This is a genomic window from Alcanivorax profundi (assembly GCF_003597125.1).
Taxonomy (GTDB): Bacteria; Pseudomonadota; Gammaproteobacteria; order Pseudomonadales; family Alcanivoracaceae; genus Alcanivorax; species Alcanivorax profundi.
Genome location: NZ_QYYA01000006.1, coordinates 1 through 20,396 on the forward strand (window position 1 = coordinate 1; position 20,396 = coordinate 20,396).

At 58.3% G+C, this 20,396-nt stretch carries 14 protein-coding genes; 4 read left to right on the forward strand and 10 right to left on the reverse strand.

Translation table 11 applies throughout. The annotated features are described in order from the left end of the window. The 3 genes from D4A39_RS15145 to D4A39_RS15155 all read right to left on the reverse strand — a co-directional run. The coding region (locus D4A39_RS15145) for a non-ribosomal peptide synthetase (RefSeq protein ID WP_119918510.1) at positions 1–7,146 on the reverse strand (7,146 nt) is incomplete at its 3' end. A 32-nt stretch (positions 7,147–7,178) separates the two neighbouring features. After that, on the reverse strand, positions 7,179–7,382 hold the full coding sequence (locus tag D4A39_RS15150) for an MbtH family protein (protein WP_022983689.1): 204 nt from the start codon (positions 7,380–7,382) through the stop codon (positions 7,179–7,181). Between the two features lie 69 nt (positions 7,383–7,451). Further along, entirely contained in the window at positions 7,452–9,110 is a 1,659-nt protein-coding gene (locus D4A39_RS15155; RefSeq protein ID WP_022983690.1) for a multidrug ABC transporter permease/ATP-binding protein, read from the reverse strand. A 228-nt stretch (positions 9,111–9,338) separates the two neighbouring features. On the opposite strand from D4A39_RS15155, the gene D4A39_RS15160 reads away from it, so the two are divergent. Both D4A39_RS15160 and D4A39_RS15165 read left to right on the forward strand, forming a co-directional pair. After that, positions 9,339–9,950, forward strand: a complete 612-nt coding sequence (locus tag D4A39_RS15160) for a TetR/AcrR family transcriptional regulator (protein ID WP_119918511.1) — start codon at positions 9,339–9,341, stop codon at positions 9,948–9,950. Between the two features lie 104 nt (positions 9,951–10,054). Then, on the forward strand, positions 10,055–10,690 hold the full coding sequence (locus D4A39_RS15165; protein ID WP_022983692.1) for an endonuclease: 636 nt from the start codon (positions 10,055–10,057) through the stop codon (positions 10,688–10,690). A gap of 122 nt (positions 10,691–10,812) precedes the next feature. Here D4A39_RS15165 and D4A39_RS15170 read toward each other — a convergent pair whose 3' ends face one another. The 4 genes from D4A39_RS15170 to D4A39_RS15185 all read right to left on the reverse strand — a co-directional run bounded on the left by D4A39_RS15170 (position 10,813) and on the right by D4A39_RS15185 (position 16,836). Then, positions 10,813–12,588, reverse strand: a complete 1,776-nt coding sequence (locus tag D4A39_RS15170) for an acyl-CoA dehydrogenase C-terminal domain-containing protein (protein ID WP_022983693.1) — start codon at positions 12,586–12,588, stop codon at positions 10,813–10,815. 123 nt (positions 12,589–12,711) lie between these two features. Next, the gene (locus D4A39_RS15175; protein ID WP_031225685.1) at positions 12,712–13,077 is read right to left on the reverse strand and encodes a YbaN family protein; all 366 of its coding nucleotides are present in this window, start codon (positions 13,075–13,077) and stop codon (positions 12,712–12,714) included. A 98-nt stretch (positions 13,078–13,175) separates the two neighbouring features. Then, positions 13,176–14,660, reverse strand: coding sequence for a DUF945 family protein (locus tag D4A39_RS15180; protein WP_022983695.1), 1,485 nt, complete (start codon positions 14,658–14,660; stop codon positions 13,176–13,178). Positions 14,661–15,039: 379 nt separating this feature from the next. Next, entirely contained in the window at positions 15,040–16,836 is a 1,797-nt protein-coding gene (locus D4A39_RS15185; protein ID WP_102791917.1) for an acyl-CoA dehydrogenase C-terminal domain-containing protein, read from the reverse strand. A gap of 288 nt (positions 16,837–17,124) precedes the next feature. On the opposite strand from D4A39_RS15185, the gene D4A39_RS15190 reads away from it, so the two are divergent. Both D4A39_RS15190 and D4A39_RS15195 read left to right on the forward strand, forming a co-directional pair. Continuing rightward, on the forward strand, positions 17,125–17,313 hold the full coding sequence (locus D4A39_RS15190) for a Trm112 family protein (protein ID WP_022983697.1): 189 nt from the start codon (positions 17,125–17,127) through the stop codon (positions 17,311–17,313). 30 nt (positions 17,314–17,343) lie between these two features. Then, positions 17,344–18,414, forward strand: coding sequence for a phospholipase A (locus tag D4A39_RS15195; RefSeq protein ID WP_022983698.1), 1,071 nt, complete (start codon positions 17,344–17,346; stop codon positions 18,412–18,414). A gap of 135 nt (positions 18,415–18,549) precedes the next feature. On the opposite strand, the gene D4A39_RS15200 is transcribed toward D4A39_RS15195, so the two are convergent. The 3 genes from D4A39_RS15200 to D4A39_RS15210 are packed head-to-tail and all read right to left on the reverse strand — an operon-like array spanning position 18,550 to position 20,377. Continuing rightward, the gene (locus tag D4A39_RS15200) at positions 18,550–19,674 is read right to left on the reverse strand and encodes a DUF3570 domain-containing protein (protein WP_031225689.1); all 1,125 of its coding nucleotides are present in this window, start codon (positions 19,672–19,674) and stop codon (positions 18,550–18,552) included. After that, the gene (locus D4A39_RS15205; RefSeq protein WP_022983700.1) at positions 19,665–19,883 is read right to left on the reverse strand and encodes a DUF4266 domain-containing protein; all 219 of its coding nucleotides are present in this window, start codon (positions 19,881–19,883) and stop codon (positions 19,665–19,667) included. Before D4A39_RS15205 ends, D4A39_RS15200 begins: the two co-directional genes overlap by 10 nt. After that, positions 19,880–20,377, reverse strand: a complete 498-nt coding sequence (locus tag D4A39_RS15210; protein ID WP_031225690.1) for a TlpA disulfide reductase family protein — start codon at positions 20,375–20,377, stop codon at positions 19,880–19,882. Before D4A39_RS15210 ends, D4A39_RS15205 begins: the two co-directional genes overlap by 4 nt. Positions 20,378–20,396 lie beyond the last annotated feature (19 nt).

Here is a 20,396-nt window from a genome sequence, read left to right on the forward strand (position 1 = left end):
AGCCAGCAGACGACTTTCGATTTCACCGAGCTCAATGCGGAAGCCACGGATTTTGACCTGCTGATCCACCCGACCCAGATATTCCATGACGCCGTCGTCGCGGAATTTCACCAGATCGCCAGTGCGGTACATCCGCTCACCCGCTTCGCCGAACGGATCCGGCAGGAAACGTTCAGCGGTCAGGTCCGGACGGTCGTGATAGCCGCGCGCCAATCCCACTTCGTTACCGATATACAGCTCACCCGCGACACCAGCGGGTACGCGATTCAAATCCTGATCCAGCACATACAGTTTGCGCGGCCCCACGGCGGTGCCGATGGGCGCGTAGGCGCTGGTCAGACTGTCGCCTTCATAGGCCGCCCACAGCATCGGCGTGACCACCGTTTCGGTGGGCCCGTAGCCGTTGATGATGCGTTGCGGTTTGAGCACTTGCTGCATGCGCTCGAAGGTTTCGCGGGTAAACGCCTCACCGCCCAGGGTCCAGGAGCGAACCTTGAGTGCGGGCTTTTCCTGCTCAATCCAGTCCAGCAGCGGGCCCACATAACTGGGCGGGAAACAGGCGATGGTGACGCCTTCTTGTTGCAGCACCTCGCAGCATTTTTCCGCGCTCCATAATGCCTGGTCGCGAATCACCACCCGGGAGCCAAACGCCAGCGGCACAGTCCAGCGCTCCACCGCGCCATCAAAACTGATAGACGCGAATTGCAGCTCCACATCCTCCGGCGTCATGCCGTAACGCTCGCCGATGGTTTGCACATGCATGGACAAGCCGCCGTGGGTCAGCGCCACGCCTTTGGGCTTGCCGGTGGAGCCGGACGTGTAGATCACATAAGCCAGTTGATCGGGATGGGGTTCGTTATTGAGCGAACTGCCGTCGGTATTCGCCAGCGACAGTTGATCCACGAACACCGGGCTGACGCCCTCCACCTGCGGCAAGGTCTCCGCCAGATCCGACGAGGTCAACAGCAAGCGGGCACCGCTGTCTTCGAGCATGTAGTGCAAACGGTCTGTGGGGTAACCGGGATCCAGTGGCAGGAAAGCCCCGCCCGCTTTCATTACGGCCAGGAACGCTTCGATCATGGTGACGCCACGCGCGAACGCTACGCCGACCACGTCATCCGCGGTGACTCCCTGCTCGACCAGATAACGCGCGAGACGATTGGAACGGGCTTCCAGTTCAGCAAACGACACGCGGGTATCGCCATGCACCAGGGCGATAGCTTCCCCGCGCAACGCCGCCTGCTGCGAGAACAGTGCAGGAAAACTCTGGGGCGCATATGCCCCTTCGCCTTCGCCCCACTGCTGCAGGATCGCCTCATCGCCGCCCAGCGCATCCAGCGTCGCCAGCAGCGCTGTCTCTTCGCCACCCTGTTCCGCCAGCATCAGCAGGGTATCGCGGAACTGGCGAGCGAGTCGGTCCACCAACGGGATCGGCAAAGCCGCCGTGTCATGGGCAAACAACATATCCAGCTGATCGCCCGGCAAGACCGCCACGGTGAGCGGGTAATGGGTAAACTCGTGACTTCGTGGCGTCCCCAGAGTCAGGGTCTGTTGCCCGGAGCCCAGCAAGCTCTCATCCAGCGGATAGTTTTCAAACACCAGCAAGGTATCGAACAAACTCTCCCCGCCCCAACCGGCGTCCTGCTGCACATCGAACAGCGGTGCGTGGCCGTGTTCACGCAGGGCCGCATTGTCGGCCTGCAACGCCGCCAGCCAGGACGCCAGCGGCTGGTCGCCCGCCAGGGACACCGTCATCGGCAGGGTGTTGATAAACAGACCGAGCATGGCATCGCTGCCTGCCAGATCCGCCGGCCGACCGGCCACCGTATTGCCAAACACCACCCGCTGCTGCCCGGTAAAGCGTCCCAGCACCCGGGCCCAGGCGGCCTGCACCAGGGTATTGATTGTCAGCCCCTGATCACGGGCGGCCTGTCGCAACCGATCGCTGGTGGCGGCATCAAACGTGATCGGATGGCGACGGAACTCGCCCTTCTCCGACGTCCCCACCACATCCACCAACCGGGTAGGCGCCTGCACCGGGGCAAGATACTCTTGCCAGAACGCCTGAGTGGCCGCCCGGTCCTGGCGGTGCAACCAATGCAGGTAATCCACGTATTGCAGAGGCGCCGGTGGCAACGGCATCTGGTGATACAGCGCCAGCAACTCGGTGAGCATGACGCCGGTGCTCCAGCCATCCATCAGCAGATGATGCAGGGTCAGCACGGATTCCCAGTGATCATCCCCCAGCTGCAGCAAGTCCACCCGCCACAACGGTGCGACTTCCAGATCGAAACCGTCACTCAACCTCTGCTCACAGAAGCGGGCAGCGGCATCATCACCGGCATCACGCAGATCGGTTTCCTGCCAGCACAGCGATACTTGCTGCGCAGACCAGACCGCTTGATGGCGTTCCCCGGCGCTGGCATGCGCCGGCAGCAGTCCGGTTCGCAGCACGTCGTGTCGCTCCAGCATGGCCTGCCAGGCCTGTCGGAAACGGCGGGGGTTTAGCCCGGTCACCGGCAAGACCAGCTGGTTAACATAGGTGCGACTGCTGGCACTGAGCTGGGAATGAAACAACAATCCCGCCTGCAGGGGGGACAACGGCAACACCTGCTCGGGCCGTGCCGGCAAGGCATCCAGTTCCGCCTGGCTCAACGTCGACAGCGGCACATCGGATGGCGTCAGCACCGGTTCGTGCTGCTCACAGTGCCGGGCCAGTTGCTCGCACTGCTGCAGCCATTGCTGCACGAGTGCCTCACCCTGTTCACGGCTCAGACGCACGCCGTCGGTCTCAATGCGCAGCCGCAATTGGCCTTCCCGTTGCTCGGCATTAATGGCGAGTGCAGCATCTGCCGGGGCATCGGCTTCTTGCCAAAGCCCTGCCTCTGTCACCGAGACACCGGGCAGCCCCTCGTGCCGGAACTGGCCGAGGTAGTTGAACAACACATCGCGAGGCCGGTCACCGGCCGCCGTGGAGAGCTCACCGCGTTGCTGCAAGATCCCGAATCCCAAACCACCATGGGCGGCACCACGCAGTTGTTCTTTCTGACAACGCAGGGTTTCTGCCAGAGAACCCTGACGATCAAGACGCTGGGGATAGAGGCTGGTAAACCAGCCTACGGTACGGCTCAGATCGAGTTCAGCCACATCGCCGGCACGGCCATGACTTTCACGATAAATACAGACCTGATCCGTGGCCGCAAAATCACACAGGGCATTGGCCAGCCCCATCAACAAAAATTCTTCCAGATTCAGCCGGGCATGCCGTTCGGCCTGCTGCTGCCAGCGAGCCAAGGTAGACGCCTCGATCTGGATGTCCCACTGGCTGGCCGCTTGCGGCTTTTCCTGTAGCCCGCGTTGAGGCGTAAACAGCGACGGCATGGCCATTGTCTGCTGCCAGAGATCCTGCTCCTGTGTTGCCACAGAAACCAAGGTGTCATCCAGGGCATTGCGCCAGTCGACCACGCTGTGGGTCTTGCGCGGCAGACTGGCCGACCCGCCCTGACCGTACTGCTGGTAGGCAGAGAACAGGTCCTCCAGCAGGATGCGCCAGGACACACCATCCACCGCCAGATGGTGAATCGTCAGCAACAGCTGCGGCGGTTCGCCCTCCACGCCCTCCACATAGAGCGCCTGTAACAACTTGCCCGTCGCCGGATCCAGTGAACGCTGCAGTGCGTCTTTGTACTGTTCCAGCTCGGCAGAGGTAGCGGGTGCGCAGCGCTGCAGCAACGCATGCGACGCTGACGGCATGGCCAGTGCCTGGGCCGGGTTCTCGGTGGAAAACCGCAAACGCAGGGCATCATGGTGTTGCACCAGCAATTGCAGAGCGCTCTCCAGTGCATCGAGCTGGAACGGCTGCGCCAACGACAACTGCAGGTACTGGTTGCAGGCGGCTAATCCTTGTTGCTCGATAAACTGTTGCTGGATGGGTAACAGCCCAACCGGGCCGTCCAGCGCTTGCTGACTGGCCGTGTTGACCGTTACTGCGCCGGCCACTGCCGCCAGCGCGCGCAGCGTGGGCTTTTCAAAAAGGTGTTTCGGGGTTAGCGCCAAGCCTTGCTGGCGCGCCCGGCTGACCACCTGCAAGGCCAGAATGGAATCGCCACCCAGGGCAAAAAAGTGATCGTCGCGATTCACCGATTCCATCCCCAGCAAGTCTTGCCAGATTGTGGCCAGCGTTTGTTCGTTATCCGTCTGCGGCGCCTCACCGGTAGTGCGGGCATGCCACTGCGGTGCCGGCAGCGCCTTGCGATCCACCTTGCCTGCGGGGGTCAGGGGCAGGGCTTCCAGTTGCATCAGCTGGCTGGGGACCATGTAGTCCGGCAGGGAGTGGGACAATTCTGCAAGGATGGCACCGGTATCGATTCGCGCGTCTTCTGTATGACGTGGCACGATGTAGCCCACCAACCGGTCACCGGTGGGGGAAGGTTGTGCGACCACGGCGGCGTCGCGGATCGAGTCAAAGGCCAGCAGACGACTTTCGATTTCACCGAGCTCAATGCGGAAGCCACGGATTTTGACCTGCTGATCCACCCGGCCCAGATATTCCATGACGCCGTCGTCGCGGAATTTCACCAGGTCGCCAGTGCGATACATTCGCTCACCGGGTTCACCGAAGGGGTCGGGAAGAAAACGCTCTGCGGTCAGGTCTGCGCGACCATGATAACCACGGGCCAGACCCACTTCGTTACCGATATACAGCTCGCCCGCCACTCCCGGCGGGACACGATTCAGGGAAGCATCCAGCACATACAGTTTGCGCGGCCCCACGGCGGTACCGATGGGCGCGTAGGCACTGGTTAAGGTGTCCCCTGCATAGGCATCCCACAACAGCGGTGTAATGACGGTTTCGGTAGGACCGTATCCATTGAGAATACGCCGGGGCTGAAGCACCTGCTGCATGCGCTCAAAGGTTTCGCGGGTAAACGCTTCACCGCCCAGGGTCCAGGAGCGAACGTTGAGTGCGGGCTTTTCCTGCTCGATCCAGTCCAGCAGCGGGCCCACATAACTGGGCGGGAAACAGGCGATGGTGACGCCTTCTTGTTGCAGCACCTCGCAGCATTTTTCCGCGCTCCATAATGCCTGGTCGCGAATCACCACCCGGGAGCCAAACGCCAGCGGTACGCTCCAGCGCTCCACCGCACCATCGAAACTGATGGAGGCGAATTGCAGCTCCACATCCTGCGGCGTCATGCCGTAACGCTTGCCGATGGTTTGCACATGCATGGACAAGCCACCATGGGTCAGCGCCACACCTTTGGGCTTGCCGGTGGAGCCGGAGGTGTAGATCACGTAGGCCAGTTGGTCCGGGTGCACGTTGACACCCACAGGCTCGGTGGAAAATCCCTGCAGTGACAGGGAATCCAGCGGCACTTTTTTCAGCCCCGGGACATCCGGCAAGGCACTGACCAGTCCCGAGGCCGTCAACAACCACCGGGCACCACTGTCTTCCAGCATGTAGTGAAGTCGCTCCGACGGATAAGCCGGGTCCAGTGGCAGGAATGCCGCTCCGGCTTTCATGACGGCAAGGAATGCTTCGATCATGGCGATACCACGTTCGAAGGAAACCGCGATCACCTCATCCGCCGTCACTCCCTGCTGCAGAAGATACTGGGCCAACTGATTGGAGCGGGCGTCCAGCTGGGCAAAGGTGCAGCGATGATCGCCGTGCACCAGCGCAACGGCCTCTTGCTGACGTTGCGCCTGGGCAGCGAACAGCGCGGGATAGCTCTGCCAGTGCCAATCGTCCTGCCCCTGTTGCTGCCACTGCTGCAAGCGCGCCAGATCAGCAGGCGGCAGCACATCGCTCTCGGCCAGGGTCAGCTCACTGTTGTGTAGCCACTGTTGCAGCAACCCCACAAACGCCTCGCGCAGGTAGCGGGCAAAATCATCACTGAGCACACCCTCGCCATGCACCAGCCGCAGGCCCAGTCCGCCATCGGTATCGGGCCAGGCATCCAGCACCAGATCAAAGGGGGTTTCCGTGACCGGCACGTCCTCCGCCGTCACGGTAAGATTGCCCAGGTCGAGCTTCATGCCCTTGCCCTGTTGGCGATAATTGAATGCCACCTGGAACAAGGGATGACTACCCTGATCGCGGGAACGGCACAGGGCATCCACCACCCGGTCGAAGGGCAGGTCGCGATGTTGTTTGGCTCCGTCCAGGGCGGCATGAATCTGCGCAACCCAGTCGCGCACTGTCATCCCCGGCTGCACCCGGCCCTGAATGACCAGATTGTTGACGAAGAAACCAATCAGAAACTGGTTGCTACCCTTGCGGTTGGCACTCGGCACCCCCACCCGCACTTGCTGCTGCCCCGACACCCGGGCAAGCAAATACTGAAAGGCCGCCAGCAGCACGGTGAAACGACTGACACCCAGCTGCGTGGCCAACTGTTTAAGCTCGCGGTTGTCCTCGGCACTGAGCGAAAAGTCATTGCAGCAAGCAGGGTGTGAGGCGCCGGCGTCCTGCTTCAGGCGCGGCAATGCCAGGGGCTCCCCTTCGTGTTCCAGGGTATCGGTCCAGTAGCTCAGCTGGCTGGCGGCCGACTCCCCCTTTAACCACTGCGCTTCGTTTTCTGCCCATTCCACATACTGTTTTTTCAGTGGCGGCACCGCCGGCTGAACACCGGAACGAAACGCGCTGTAGGAAAACAGGAATTCCTGCAAGAACACTCCCAGCGACCATGCATCGCCAATGATGTGATGCATGGACACCAGAATCGCATGTCGGGTAGCCGACAATCGCACCAGACGGAAGCGAGCGGGGCTTTCCGCTTCCAGATCAAAGGGCCGGGCATTGAGCTGACGAGCCTCCTGATAGGCTCGCGCCAGGGGATCGGCATCGTTACTCAGATCCACCAGCGGTATGTCATCCGGGGAACGCGGCACCGGCCGCTGCCAGGCAACGCCATCGATTTCGGCAAAGCGGGCATTGGCGATCTCTTGCCGTGCCAGGATATAGCGCATGGTGTCCTGCAATGCCGGGACATCAAGCTCGCCATCCAGCCAGACGATACCGCTGATGTTGTAAGCGGTGCTGTCCGGAGACAGTCGGGAAAACAACCAGAGCCGCTGCTGCGAACAGGAAAGCGGAGACCACTGCGGTCCGGGGTGGGCAGTGTTATTGGCAGACCCGGTCATGTCAGCTCCTTGCCGAAAGTATCAGAAAAATCTCAGGAGGCCTGAGCGTCACGCAGGCGCTTGGGACGCTGGTCGGTCCAGACGTCGTTGATATGGGCCAGACAATCTGATTTGTTGCCCGTGACCCCCACGGTCTGCCAACCGGCAGGCACAGGGCGGTAGGTAGGCCAGATGCTGTATTGCTCCTGATCGTTGATCACTACCGTAAATTCAGTATCCGGGTTATCAATGCTCATGACATTCCTCGTCGTTGAGACTCAAGGCTGGACGCACCTGCAAAGCCGGAGCGTCCTGACAGGCAGGGTTCAGACCCCTGCCTCGCGAAGGACCTGCACACTTTGTCGTGCGGTCTGGCCATCCACTTCGGTGAGGCAACCGGCGTCCATTTTCAGCAGCCGGTCTGCGCGATCGAAGTAATGGTCGTCGTGGGTAATGGCGATGATGGTTTTGCCCTGCGATTGCAGTGCGGGTAGCAGCTCGTGATAGAAGAACTGACGAAATTGCGGGTCCTGATCTGCCGCCCACTCATCCAGCAACAGGCAGTCACGTTGCTCCACGGCGGCCATCAGCAGCGCAAGACGTTTGCGCTGCCCTTGAGAGAAACGCACATCCGACAACCGTTGGCCGTCGTGCTCGACCTTGTGATGCATGCCCAGCGTGGCCAGCCACTGATCCACTTCCGTTGCAGGCACATCGCCCCCCGTACCACGCAGCAGTCGGGAAAAGAGATGGAAATCGGTAAACACCGAAGAGAACAACTGCCGATAGGCGACCCGGTTGTCATCGCAGACCGGCACGTCGTCAACAAGGATATCGCCGCTGGCAGGCCGGTAGAGCCCTGTCAGCAGTCGGGCAAAGGTACTCTTGCCACTGCCATTGCCGCCCTGCACAAAAATCAGGTCGCCACGATGAATCTCCAGATCCAGTGGCCCCACGGCAAAGCCGCCGAGCCCATCCTGATCGGGGTACCGGTAGGTAATGCCCTGCAGCACCAGACGCTGAAAACCGGACAAGTCATCGCCTTGCGGGACAATCGCCTCACCGGCCTCCGCCAGCGCCAGCCCCGCCAGTTTTTTCAATGAGACTCGCGCAGCCAGCAGGGTTGGCAGTGCCGCCACCGCACCAATCAACGGTGTGCGCAGCAGCAGGATGGTGAGCGCAAAAATGGAGGCGGTATCCGCCGGTGCCCAACCCTGGCCCACCGCCAGAAAGAACAGCACACCAATCAGCCCCAGCATCAACACATTGGCCAGGTTGCCCGCGATACCATTGTGGATATCGGCACGGGTCACATGGTCGCGATAGGCTTCGGCATGACCATCAAACTCTTCATCAAAGAAACGGGCCGCACGATGACGATTCAGGGCCAGCTCCTTGCGGCCATCAATCATGGCCTGGTAATCCTGGTAAAGCCGGTCATCGCCTTCGCGTACCTGGCCAACGTGGAAATTGATTCGCCCTACCAGCCAGATTCCCATGCCCGCCGTGAGCAACAGCCAGCCCACCGTGACGCCGAACAAGCCTGGCGACAACCACGCCAGCCAGCCCAGCGCCGCCACGCTCAGGGCGCAGCCATACACCAGCTCGGGAAGATGCACGAACGCGATGGTGAGATTACGAACATCGGTACTCAGCGCGGCAAGCAGCGGTGCCCCGCCGACTTTTTCCAGCTGTTCGATATCGGTGGCGAGAACACGGCGCACCAGATCCCGGCGCAGCCCGTAGACCATCCGGTGACCCAGCTTGTGCAGCGTGACCTGTGCGATCGTCGCCGCCGCGAGCAACGCCGCAAGCAGGCCGGAGAACTGCAGTAATACCAGCCCCAGATCCGCCTGCGCCGACAACATCCGCTGCCCGATAAAGGCCAGCACGGCCACGCTCAGCAAGGCGCTGAGCACACTGAAAACAACAACAGCAACGAATGCCGCCTTGCGCCCGGAGAACAACAATCCCAACAAGGTCATGTACCGTCCGCCTCCATGGACAATTGTAAGGGTCGTAAAGAGATGCGAAATGATATTGATTCTTGTTTAGATATCAACCCCGAAAACGTGCGGCTTCTCTCGTTTCCTGATGCTTTCATCCAGTTTTCATAATGCGCATGCGCGCTTCTGTCAGCCCGATCTCCATCTGCAGTCATTGCCGAAAAGTGTCTTGCCCAATACCATTTCAGCACGCAACAGGACCCATTGATGGATACACCACGCACTGAACGCGGCCTGAAACGCCGCCAGGCCCTGCTGGATGCGGCCACCGACATCTTCAGCACTGAAGGCTACACCGGCACGACCCTGGACATGATCATTGCCCGGGCGGGCGGCTCAAGGCGCAGCCTGTACCAGTATTTTGGTGACAAAGACGGGCTTTTCAGTGCGGTTATGCAACACCATGTCGGCACCATGATGGCGGAACTGGAAGCCACCGGTGTTGAACACCTTCCTGCCAGCGAGGGTTTGCACAGGCTGTCATCCACCTTTGTGAAGCTGATGCTTTCGCCACTCTATCTGGAGCTGTACCGCCAGCTGATTGGCCTTGCCCCCGCCTTCCCCACCCTGGCAGAACAGATTTACGAAGCAGGTCCGACGCTGGTGCTGGAAAAACTCCACGACTACCTGCAATGGCTCGTAGATCGAGGAGAGCTGCCTTCCCATCGGCTTACTCGTCACACAGCCCGCCAATTTCTCGGCATGGTGAAAACCGATTTTCAGATATGTGCACTGCTGGCCCCGCATAAACTTCCCGATGCCGAGGCTATCGATGCCCATGTCCGCAATTGCATTACCGTTTTGTTGGACAACCGCTAAACGGGTCATTGGCACCGCCTGTCGCTCCGGTATACATTGTAGATATCTGTCACCCTGGCCTTGGGGGCTAAGATGGCGATTAGAAATGTGACAGGATTCACAATATGCGCAAATTATCATTGCTGCTGATGGCACTCCTTATGTCTGCCGGTGCCTGCTTGGCAGACAACATGGAAGACCAGTTTCTGAAACAGGTCTACGCCAATGGCGGCAAGACACTTTACTGTCAGGAAAGCTTCAAGCCCGGGGACAGGATTTCCGTCGAAGAAATCTACGACAAACGTCAGCTCGCACAGCATTTCGGCTGCCGCTCCAGCCGCTTGTGTGAAAAACAACCCGAATTTGCTGAAATCCTGCAGGATCGCCACAGTCTTTTCCCTGTCACACGAAAGGCAGAGCTGGACCGTCGCCGCACCCTGTTTGGGGATCTACCAGACTCCACAGCCGCAGATAGCGAGTGCGGATACCGACAATCGTTTCAGGTTTTCCAGCCACCCGCCCATGCCAAGGGGGACGTGGCCCGCGCCATGCTCTACCTCCATGAGAAGTACGCACTGCCACTGCTTGGCACCCTTGAGATGTACCAGCGCTGGAACAAGGAAGATCCTGTGGATGAGGAAGAACGTCGCCGCAATGACGTTATCGCCGACGTACAGGGCAACCGCAATCCCTTTATTGATGCCCCCGCCCGCGCAGACAGCATCAAAGCCGCCTCACCACTGAACATGCAGTTTCCCTAACAGACAACACGGGAAGCGCCCTTCGCAAACCCCGGCTCTGCAAACCGGCATAGAATCCACAACAAAAAAACCGCCCCCTCTCGGGGGCGGTTTTTTGTCAATCACCTGCGAGACGCGGCTTATTAAAACAGCGCGTCATCCAGGCTCATCATGGTGTCTGCACCGCTCTTCAGCTGGGCAAACAGGCCTTCTGCTTTCGGCAGGATGCGCTCGAAATAGTACTTGCCGGTAATGCGCTTGGCTTTCACAAAGTCATCATCACGACCATCGGTTGCCGCCAGCATCTGCGCCCACAGCCAGGCGTAGATTACGTAACCGAAGATATCCAGATATTCCACGGCACCGGCACTGATCGCATCCGGGTTACCCCCAGCCTGGCTCAGTAGCTCATCGGTGGCGCGCTTGAGCAGCGCCAACGCGGCCTTCACCGGCTCCACATACTCGGCCAGCTGGGCATTAGCGGCATTGGCATCCACCCACGCCTGGGCATCTGCCAGGAAAGCATCAACGGATTTGCCGCCATTGCGAGCGACTTTACGGCCAGCCAGATCCAGCGCCTGAATACCGTTGGTGCCCTCGTAGATCTGGGAAATACGGCAGTCACGTACGAATTGCTCCATACCCCACTCACGGATATAACCGTGGCCGCCGAAAACCTGCTGGCCAGTAATGGTGGTTTCCAGACCGCGGTCCGTGAAGAACGCCTTGGCAATCGGGGTCAGCAGCGCTACCCGGTCTTCCGCTTTCTTCTTGGTGTCCGCATCGTCGCTGAACTTGGACGCATCCAGCTGCATACCCACGTAAGCCGCCAGTGCGCGACCGCCCTCGTTGATGGCACGCATGTTCATCAGCATGCGACGCACATCACCGTGAACGATGATCGGATCCGCCGGCCCTTCCGGATTCTTGGCACCGGTGGCGCTGCGGCCCTGCAGACGCTCGCGGGCATAATCCACGGCGCTCTGGTAGCTCACTTCACCCAGACCCAGGCCCTGCAGACCGATAGACAGGCGCTCGTAGTTCATCATGGTGAACATGCAGGCCAGGCCCTGGTTAGGCTCACCGATGATCCAGCCTTTGGCACTATCGAAATTCATCACACAGGTCGCAGACCCCTTGATGCCCATCTTGTGTTCGATGGAGCCACAGGTCGCGCCATTGCGCTCACCGGGGTTGTTGTCCGCGTCCGGGAGGAATTTGGGCACCAGGAACAGGGAGATACCCTTGGAGCCTGCCGGTGCGTCCGGCAGCTTGGCCAGCACCAGGTGGATATGGTTGCTGGTCAGGTCGTGCTCACCGCCGGTAATGAAGATCTTGGTACCGGTGATGTTGAAAGAACCGTCGTCGTTGGGCTCTGCCTTGGTGCGACCAATACCCAGATCGGTACCGGAATGCGGCTCGGTCAGGCACATGGTGCCGCTCCATTCACCGCTGTAGAGCTTCGGCAGGTATTGGGCTTTCAACGCTTCAGAGGCATGGGCATCAATGGCCAGGCAGGCACCGCTGGTCAGCGCCGGGTAGAGGGCAAAGGAAGAGTTGGCGCTGTGCATCATTTCTTCGAACAGCACCGCGAGGGACTTCGGCATGCCCTGGCCACCAAATTCCGGGTTACCGGAAAACGCGGTCCAGCCATTTTCGGCAAAGGTCTTGAAGGCGGCCTTGAACCCTTCCGGGGTAGTCACATCCCCGTCGTTCCACTGACAACCCTGCTCGTCGCCTTCACGGTTGAGGGGGAACAACAGACCTTCAGTCATCTTGCCCGCTTCTTCCAGAATGGCGTCGGACAGGTCGCGGGTTACCTCGGCGGTGGCCGGCATGGTTGCCCACTGCTCATCCGCTTTGAACACATCGTTGAGAACAAAACGCATGTCCTCGAGGGGCGCTTTATAGATCGCCATTTGCACATCTCCCGAAAATTGGCAGGGCGCAAATTTTAGGCAGCCAGACGCTTTGGTGACAGGCTTATTTGTGACCCACCGTTCATGCCGGCCCCAACACGCGATGACTGCAAAGTCACCGCCCTAATCACGGGGTTCGGGCCGTTTCCATAACCATAACAGGGTAATACAAAGCATCAGCGGCACCGCAACTTTTATCACATCGTGGGCACCAGAAAAGGCGATAAGAATGACACTGATCAGCATCATGGTAGACGCCGCACACTTGGCGCGGCGTGACACTGCGCCCTGTTCCCGCCATTGACGGATGGACTGTCCATAGCGCGGGTGGTTCAGCAACCAGGCTTCAAGCTCTGGCCAGCCACGGGTGCCGGCCCAGGCCGCCACCAGCAGGAACGGCACGGTCGGCAACCCCGGGATGATCACACCGATCATGCCTAGCGCCACAGACAATACCGCTACCGATCGCCACCACAGAATCCGAACCATTGCCCTGCCCTTTCACGACTCCAGTCCAGCATGCCGGAAACCAGGCGGGGAAGAAATCACCAATCACAGTGACCTCAGGTCGCCCGCCCCGGGCTACGTTACTGCTCGTCCAGCTCCAGCATGTACATTTCTTCCATAGAAAGGTCATCCCCTTGCGGCGGGGGATTCAGCGTCTCAATTAATGCTTTCACTTCCGCCACAGACGTTGCCTTGCCGTTAATGATCAAGGAATCGCCGCGGGCATTAATATCCCCCCGCCAGCGATCGTTTTCGTGGACAACCAGCCCCTGAGCCTCGTAAGCCTGCAGTTGCTCCAGCAGCGGCACAGGAATAACCGAATCGGCGACATCCAGATGTACCGTCATATCGAGCATGGTATTGAGCTCGGACTCATCCAGCATCATCAACTCATGGAAAGGCAGATTTTTACCCTCCAGCCCCAGATAACGCGCCTTGCTGTCAAAAGTAAATTGCCGCTTGCCATCCAGATCGACCAGCATCTTCATCCGCAGGGTGCTGTCACCTGGCTTGAGAAGTTTTTCGCTCATAACGCCCATCATGTCGTCCATGAGGGTCTGCATTCTTTCGATTTGACTGTTAATGTCTTCAGCGCCTTCTCCACTGATGGCGGAGAGCGCCATGGCAGTTTGCACCTGATCCAGCTCCCGCGTGATGCGGTTCAGACGAACCAGGGCAGCTTTGTCGATACCTTCGAAATCCATGCCGATGTAGGCACTGTCCATGGGAATGGGCAGTAGCGGTGCCTGGACATTTTCCAGCCAGATTCCGGAATTGCCGTTGAGAACAGCCCCCTTATCCTGGCTGTTCCCTTGCAGGATGGCATCAAAGGCAAGCAAGGTCAGGCCATCCTGGATGTAGCTGAATCCCTTGCTCGCAAGATTCACATTGGTCAGCGGCACTTCGTCATCCAGCATGGCAACGACATCCATGGAGCCACTCAGGGAATCGAGTGAGATTGCCCCCTTGGGACTGTCCGCGTGAAAACCCTTGATGGTGAGGTAGCTGTTAAGCGGGTAGGAATTCGCAGAGGGACGCACCATGTCGACAGAGAACTGCTTGAGTTCAAGTTTCCCCATCGGGGATTCCACATCCACCGGGGGCATTTCGAGAGTCGCAGTCAGGCTTCCATCAAATCCGTAAAAGCTACGGCCTTCCAGTGGTGCTCGACCCTTGAAAATTTCCTCCAGCACCGCCTTTCCAGATGGCGGGAGCGCGCTGACATCGAAGGCATCCCGGGTAGCAGCAAGACCCAACGCGACCCCATCGGCAAATATCAACGGGCCATGATAAATGGTGCTGTTCATGCACAGGGTTCCGGTCAGATCCGCACCTCCGGCCAGCGCCGCCAGATCTCCCTGAATGACCAGACAGGTATCTGCCTCAGAGGAAAACAGGCCGCGATCGTAACGCACCACATCGAGCACAATATCATCACGGCCCGGCAGTAACGAAAGATTGGACACTTCACTGCGCACCATTTCTTCTGCGCGCATACCAACATACCAAGTGGCCCCCAGCCACCCCAAAACCAGCACCAGAACCAGTGCCAACAAGCCTTTCATGGGCAATCCCCTTCTTCCATGTACCCGATCATTATTTTGTGAGCAGTCACTATAACGGAATTCATGGCATATGGCTTTGAGGCAGGCTTTCTCCGGCGGTCCAGATCACGCTCCCACTTTTCGTAGAGCACCCACAAAAGGATTCAGTGTGGAATGGAGCAACCCTTCTGGTGCGCGCCGTGTTCTTGCAGGAACGGCACTGGCGGCGCGAACCAGAACGAAAAAGGGGTAGCATTACTGATGGCAGCTCGAAGGGTGCACGACACTCCCCCCCAACACTTTTGTCGGATAGCACGTTTTGTTTACGGTTAATCCAGCGAGGAGCCACAAAAAAGCCCGCCATAAAGGCGGGCTTTTTCAGGTCGAAGGACCGTCAGGATCAGAATGCAAAATGCTCGGCATCCAGGTCCATCATGCAGTCCAGACCACCTTCAATAGCACCCTTGTGACCGGCAACGCGCGGCAGGATACGCTTGAAGTAGAAGCGGGCGGTGCTGATCTTGGCCTTGTAGAAGTCCTCATCACCGGCGCCAGCTTCCAGTTTGGCGTGGGCCACAGAGGCCATACGCGCCCACAGGTAGGCCAAGGTCACGTAACCGGAGTACATCAGGTAATCCACAGACGCGGCACCCACGTAATCCGGGTTCTGCATAGCCTGCATACCGATGGCCTGGGTCAGCTCACCCCATTCCTTGTTATAGCCGGCCAGCGGCTCAAGGAATTCTTTCATGTCGGCATTGTCGGCGTTGGCTTCACAGAACTTGTGCACGATCTTGGTGAAGTTACGCAGGGCCTGACCCTGGGTCATCATCACCTTGCGGCCCAGCAGATCCAGCGCCTGAATACCGGTGGTGCCTTCGTACAAAGTGGAGATGCGGGCATCACGTACGTTCTGCTCCATGCCCCACTCGCGGATAAACCCATGACCACCGTAGATCTGTACACCATGGTTGGCCGCTTCCAGACCGGCTTCGGTAATGAAAGCCTTGGCGATCGGCGTCAGCAGTGCCATCAGGTCGTCGGCTTCCTTACGCTCGGCTTCGTCCTTGGCCAGTTTCACCTTGTCACCCAGCTGGGAGCACAGGTAAACCAGCGCACGTCCGCCTTCAGCGAAAGACTTGGCTGTCAGCAGCATACGACGCACATCCGGGTGAACGATGATCGGATCCGCCGGACCTTCCGGGTTTTTCGGACCGGACAGGCTACGCATGGCCAGACGGTCCTTGGCGTAGGTCAGACCACCCTGGAAGCCCAGTTCAGCGTGCGCCACGCCCTGGATGGCGGTACCCAGACGGGCGAAGTTCATGAAGGTGAACATGCAGTTCAAACCTTTGTTCTCCGGACCGATCAGGTAGCCTTTGGCACCATCAAAGTTCATCACACAGGTCGCAGAGGCCTTGATGCCCATCTTGTGCTCGATGGAGCCACAGGTCACCGCGTTACGCTCGCCCACGCCGCCACTGCCGTCGGTCATAAACTTGGGAACGATGAACAGGGAGATACCCTTGGTACCCGCAGGCGCACCCGGCAGACGCGCCAGCACGATATGGATAATGTTCTCGGCCATGTCGTGCTCACCGGCAGAGATGAAGATCTTGGTGCCGGTGATGCTGTAAGAGCCATCAGCGTTAGGCTCGGCCTTCGATTTGAGAATACCTAGGTCAGAACCACAATGCGGCTCGGTCAGACACATGGTGCCGGTCCACTCACCGCTGATCAGCTTGGGCAAGTAGGCATTCTTCTGCTCGTCGGTGCCGTGCTCTTCCACGGTAGCGATGGCACCGTGGGACAGACCCGGGTACATGCTCCAGGACCAGTTCGCGGAACCGGTCATTTCGGAGATGGCAATACCAGCAGAACCCGGCAGGCCCTGACCGCCAAACTCCACGTCGCCGCCCATGGCCGGCCAACCGCCTTCCACGTACTTGGCGTAGGCTTCCTTGAAGCCTTTCGGAGTGGTGACCACACCGTTGTCGAAGCCACAGCCTTCCTCGTCACCGGAACGGTTCAGGGGAGCCAGCTCGTTTTCGGAGAACTTGGCGCCTTCTTCCAGGAAAGCATTCAGCAGTTCGCTGTTTACATCTTCCAGACCCAGGCTGGCATAGTGGCCATCCAGATCCAGGACTTCATTCAGTACGAAGCGCATGTCGCGCAGGGGAGCCTTGTAATCCGGCATCTCACATCTCCCTAAAAGACACTATGAAAATGGGGCGGGCCTGAGGCTCGCCGAGCATTGATAATTTATTCGGAGGGTAATCTTAGGTCAGCGCTTTGCGGTGTCTCCAGCGCTATTTGTGACCCGCAAGTCAAACAAGCGTTTGAAACCATCGTTTGCTTTCTAAACCCTATGATTTCACTGGCATTTCTTTAAAATTCGTAAAAATACACACGGTGTTTCCACTATCACGGCAAAACGCGTTTCCCTTGCTATACTCGTCCGCAATCAATGAAGGAATCATGAACAATGATCGACCCCAACCTGCTCGATATTCTGGTTTGCCCGGTCAGCAAGGCACCGCTGATCTATGACGACAAGCTCGCCGAACTCAAGTGCAAGGCCAGTGGATTGGCTTACCCGGTACGCGATGGCATTCCTGTCATGCTGGAAGAACAGGCTCGAGCGCTCAATGACGACGAACTGAAAAGCCTCTAAATCCCACAGTCACTCTGGCAAGGACACTTCATGCGCAAGGCTTTCGCTTCTTCCTTCCTGCTGCTGAGCAGTACGCTTTACGCCGCAAACGATGTGCAGGCCGAGGGCTCCACTGCTGATCCTGACCTGCAGGCAGAGGTCCCCTCGGAATCAACCCCACCCAGCCAGATGAGCGAACAGCAGCAACTTAACGATTGTTTGCTACGCAGCGCCCAGACTGCCGATAACGCAGTAACGCTGAAAGAGGTCCGTAATTGGTGCACCAATGGCGACGAAGTCAAAAAGCGCAGTGTCCATGAAGATGCCCTGCGCGCGCGGCTGGCGCTGGAAAACACCACCCAGGGCAACCCGTTTGTGATTACCCCTCATCGGCGTAATTACCTGATGCCTTACAGCTACTGGTCCAACCGTCAATGGAATGACCCGGACAAGGACGACAGCGCGCTGGATCACACCGAAGTCAAGTTCCAACTCTCACTAAAAGCACCGATCAAGGAAAACCTTGTTGACGATGTCACCTTGTGGATGGCCTTCACCGGGACCTTTTTCTGGCAGGCCTATAACAAGGAAGAATCCGCCCCCTTCAGGGAAGCAAACTACGAGCCGGAAATCTTTATCACCAAACCGGTGAACTGGCAGTTTGGCCCTGTGGATTCCGAACTTCTGGCGCTGGGCATCGTGCACGAGTCCAATGGGCAAGATGTACCGGTTTCACGAAGCTGGAATCGCATTTTCCTGAACTATATCGCCAAGACCGGTGATTATTACTGGTCACTCAAACCCTGGTACCGGCTACCTGAAGACGAAAAAGATGACCCCACCGATCCCCGCGGTGATGACAATCCGGACATCGAAAAATACATGGGTAACTTCGAGCTGGAAGTCGCCAGACCGTTTGGCAACCATGTGGTGGAAATCATGGTTCGAAACAACCTGCGGTCTGACAACAAGGGGGCTGGCCGCCTGAACTATTCTTTCCCGTTGAGCAAGCGCTTCAAGGGCCTGGTACAGGTCTTCAGTGGATACGGGGATTCACTGATCAACTATGACAATTACGAAAATCGCTTCAGCGTGGGGATCCTGCTGACAGACTCTTTGTAATTCCGGTCTGGATGTTACCCGACCCGGGGACCAGGCCACGGTGGGAGCCAGCCTGCTGACGAAGAACTCCATCGCCGGCAGGCAAGCTCCTATACAGGCCACCGGAACGGTGGGAGCGGTGGCGGCTGATGCAGTTTAATACCAGATCGTAAATAGCAAACGAGTGACGGTGGCGTCGAAGCTGTACAACGGCTCCTGCCCTGGCAAGGTGGTGACACGGATGTCCCGGAAGTTGTTGTAGTCAAACTGGAACTGGTCCACCCACAGGTGCAATCCTGCCCGATTGAAAGTCTCCCGCTCTGCTCGATTGAACTGCACGCCAATCCCTACCCCAAATACGGTGGAATCGAAGTCACTCAATTCCTTGTCGCGGGCCAGAAAATTTTGTGCATTCTGGAAAGGAAACAGGTCTGAATAAAAATCTGCCTGACCCTGACTGTAACGTCGATAGCGAGTCTCCAGCGTCCAATGCTGCCCCAAAGGCTGGATCAGTTTTACCTGCCAGCTTGTGGCGTCGATACCCCATGAATCGTCATACATCCGGTATTCGCCATGCAGCCCCGCACGCCACGGCAAATAGTAAGACAAACCGATCGTAGTGGCCTCACTGGTACGGGTACGCGGATAGCGTTCAGGTTGAAAACTGTAGCCACCGGCGCTATTGAGATAGCGGACCGAGCGGTAAGGGTTATTCAGATACCCCTCATCGGTAATCAATTCTGCCTTGATACTGCCAACCAGATCGCGGGTTAAGACTTGCGATAACCCGATCCGGAAATGTCGCCGCTCGGCCTCATCGGAAAACGCACTGTCACCGGTACGAAACACTTCGTCCTTGCCCAGGGAGTAGCCCATGGTCAACGTGGTCAGATCACCAAAGAAATCCTGACTGAGATCAAAATGCGCGGAGTTCGCCTCAAAATCATTCTCTTTACTGTTGCCATAACTCAGGGAATAGATGGCCTTGCCACGAAGATAGTCCAGCCCAACGCTCTTCTCTGTGCGCTTTTCCGTGTAGGGACTGGCACTGGTCACCACATCAATTGAAGCGGCAGACACCTCATCCACGTAATAATTGGCGCTGACCGCAACGGTATCGGCGAAGGACTTGCGCACCAGCACAGACGGCCCCTCAATCTGCATCCCACCACCATCATACTGGTGCCCCAGCAGATCAAAGCGGTCTTCCGGCAGCACCGCCGCTTGCGAGGATAGCGGCAACGCCAACAACAAAAGCCATCCTGCCCGTATCAGTTGCACCCGCAGCCTCCCCCGGCACTTCCTTCAGCACCACGCATGGCTTCACGTGCCTGATGCACATGATTCATATAACTTTCAGCCACAGGATGTCCTGCCGCATTCATCACCGGATCGGCCAGACGCGACCTCTCATAGGGTTTGACCCAGGGTTTGATAGAGCAACCCGCCAGCAACGTAACCAGCAGCAGCAGAACAATACGAAAGGTCATTCCAGCACCAACGCCTTTACCTGATCTTCGTACTTGTCCATGTAGCCATCCTTGTAGCCGCGGTGGTGGTGACGAACCACACCGTTTCGGTCAATCAGTACGGTGGTGGGCATGGCGTCAACCCCATAGGTTTCACTGGTAAGATTGTCGGGATCGAACAGAATCGGGAAAGTAACCGGCACCTTGTCGAGCAGTTTGAGCGCCTGACTTCGGTCTTCATCCAGATTTACGCCCAAAATAGTGAAACCATAGTCACGGTATTCACGGTAAAGGGTGTCAAGCAATGGCATTTCTGTCCGGCATGGGCCGCACCATGAGGCCCAAAAGTTAACAAGCACCACGGTGCCACGCAGCTCATTAAGCTTGACGTTAGGCCCGTCAAGAGACTCGAGAGTAAACCCTGCAGCAGGCTTGCCCTCCTCAGCCGCCACCGCCGGGCCTGTCAATGCCAGCCCTGCTATCAATACAGCGGCAAGAATTCGTTTCAGTTTCATTTGCGCACCCCGATTATTA

Bases quoted from the DNA above. Each gene is read 5' to 3' on its own strand.
- D4A39_RS15195 (WP_022983698.1), top strand. From the start codon at position 17,344: ATGCGCAAGGCTTTCGCTTCTTCCTTCCTGCTGCTGAGCAGTACGCTT.
- D4A39_RS15210 (WP_031225690.1), bottom strand. From the start codon at position 20,377: ATGAAACTGAAACGAATTCTTGCCGCTGTATTGATAGCAGGGCTGGCA.
- D4A39_RS15185 (WP_102791917.1), bottom strand. From the start codon at position 16,836: ATGCCGGATTACAAGGCTCCCCTGCGCGACATGCGCTTCGTACTGAAT.
- D4A39_RS15165 (WP_022983692.1), top strand. From the start codon at position 10,055: ATGCGCAAATTATCATTGCTGCTGATGGCACTCCTTATGTCTGCCGGT.
- D4A39_RS15175 (WP_031225685.1), bottom strand. From the start codon at position 13,077: ATGGTTCGGATTCTGTGGTGGCGATCGGTAGCGGTATTGTCTGTGGCG.
- D4A39_RS15180 (WP_022983695.1), bottom strand. From the start codon at position 14,660: ATGAAAGGCTTGTTGGCACTGGTTCTGGTGCTGGTTTTGGGGTGGCTG.
- D4A39_RS15150 (WP_022983689.1), bottom strand. From the start codon at position 7,382: ATGAGCATTGATAACCCGGATACTGAATTTACGGTAGTGATCAACGAT.
- D4A39_RS15170 (WP_022983693.1), bottom strand. From the start codon at position 12,588: ATGGCGATCTATAAAGCGCCCCTCGAGGACATGCGTTTTGTTCTCAAC.
- D4A39_RS15155 (WP_022983690.1), bottom strand. From the start codon at position 9,110: ATGACCTTGTTGGGATTGTTGTTCTCCGGGCGCAAGGCGGCATTCGTT.
- D4A39_RS15205 (WP_022983700.1), bottom strand. From the start codon at position 19,883: ATGACCTTTCGTATTGTTCTGCTGCTGCTGGTTACGTTGCTGGCGGGT.
- D4A39_RS15190 (WP_022983697.1), top strand. From the start codon at position 17,125: ATGATCGACCCCAACCTGCTCGATATTCTGGTTTGCCCGGTCAGCAAG.
- D4A39_RS15160 (WP_119918511.1), top strand. From the start codon at position 9,339: ATGGATACACCACGCACTGAACGCGGCCTGAAACGCCGCCAGGCCCTG.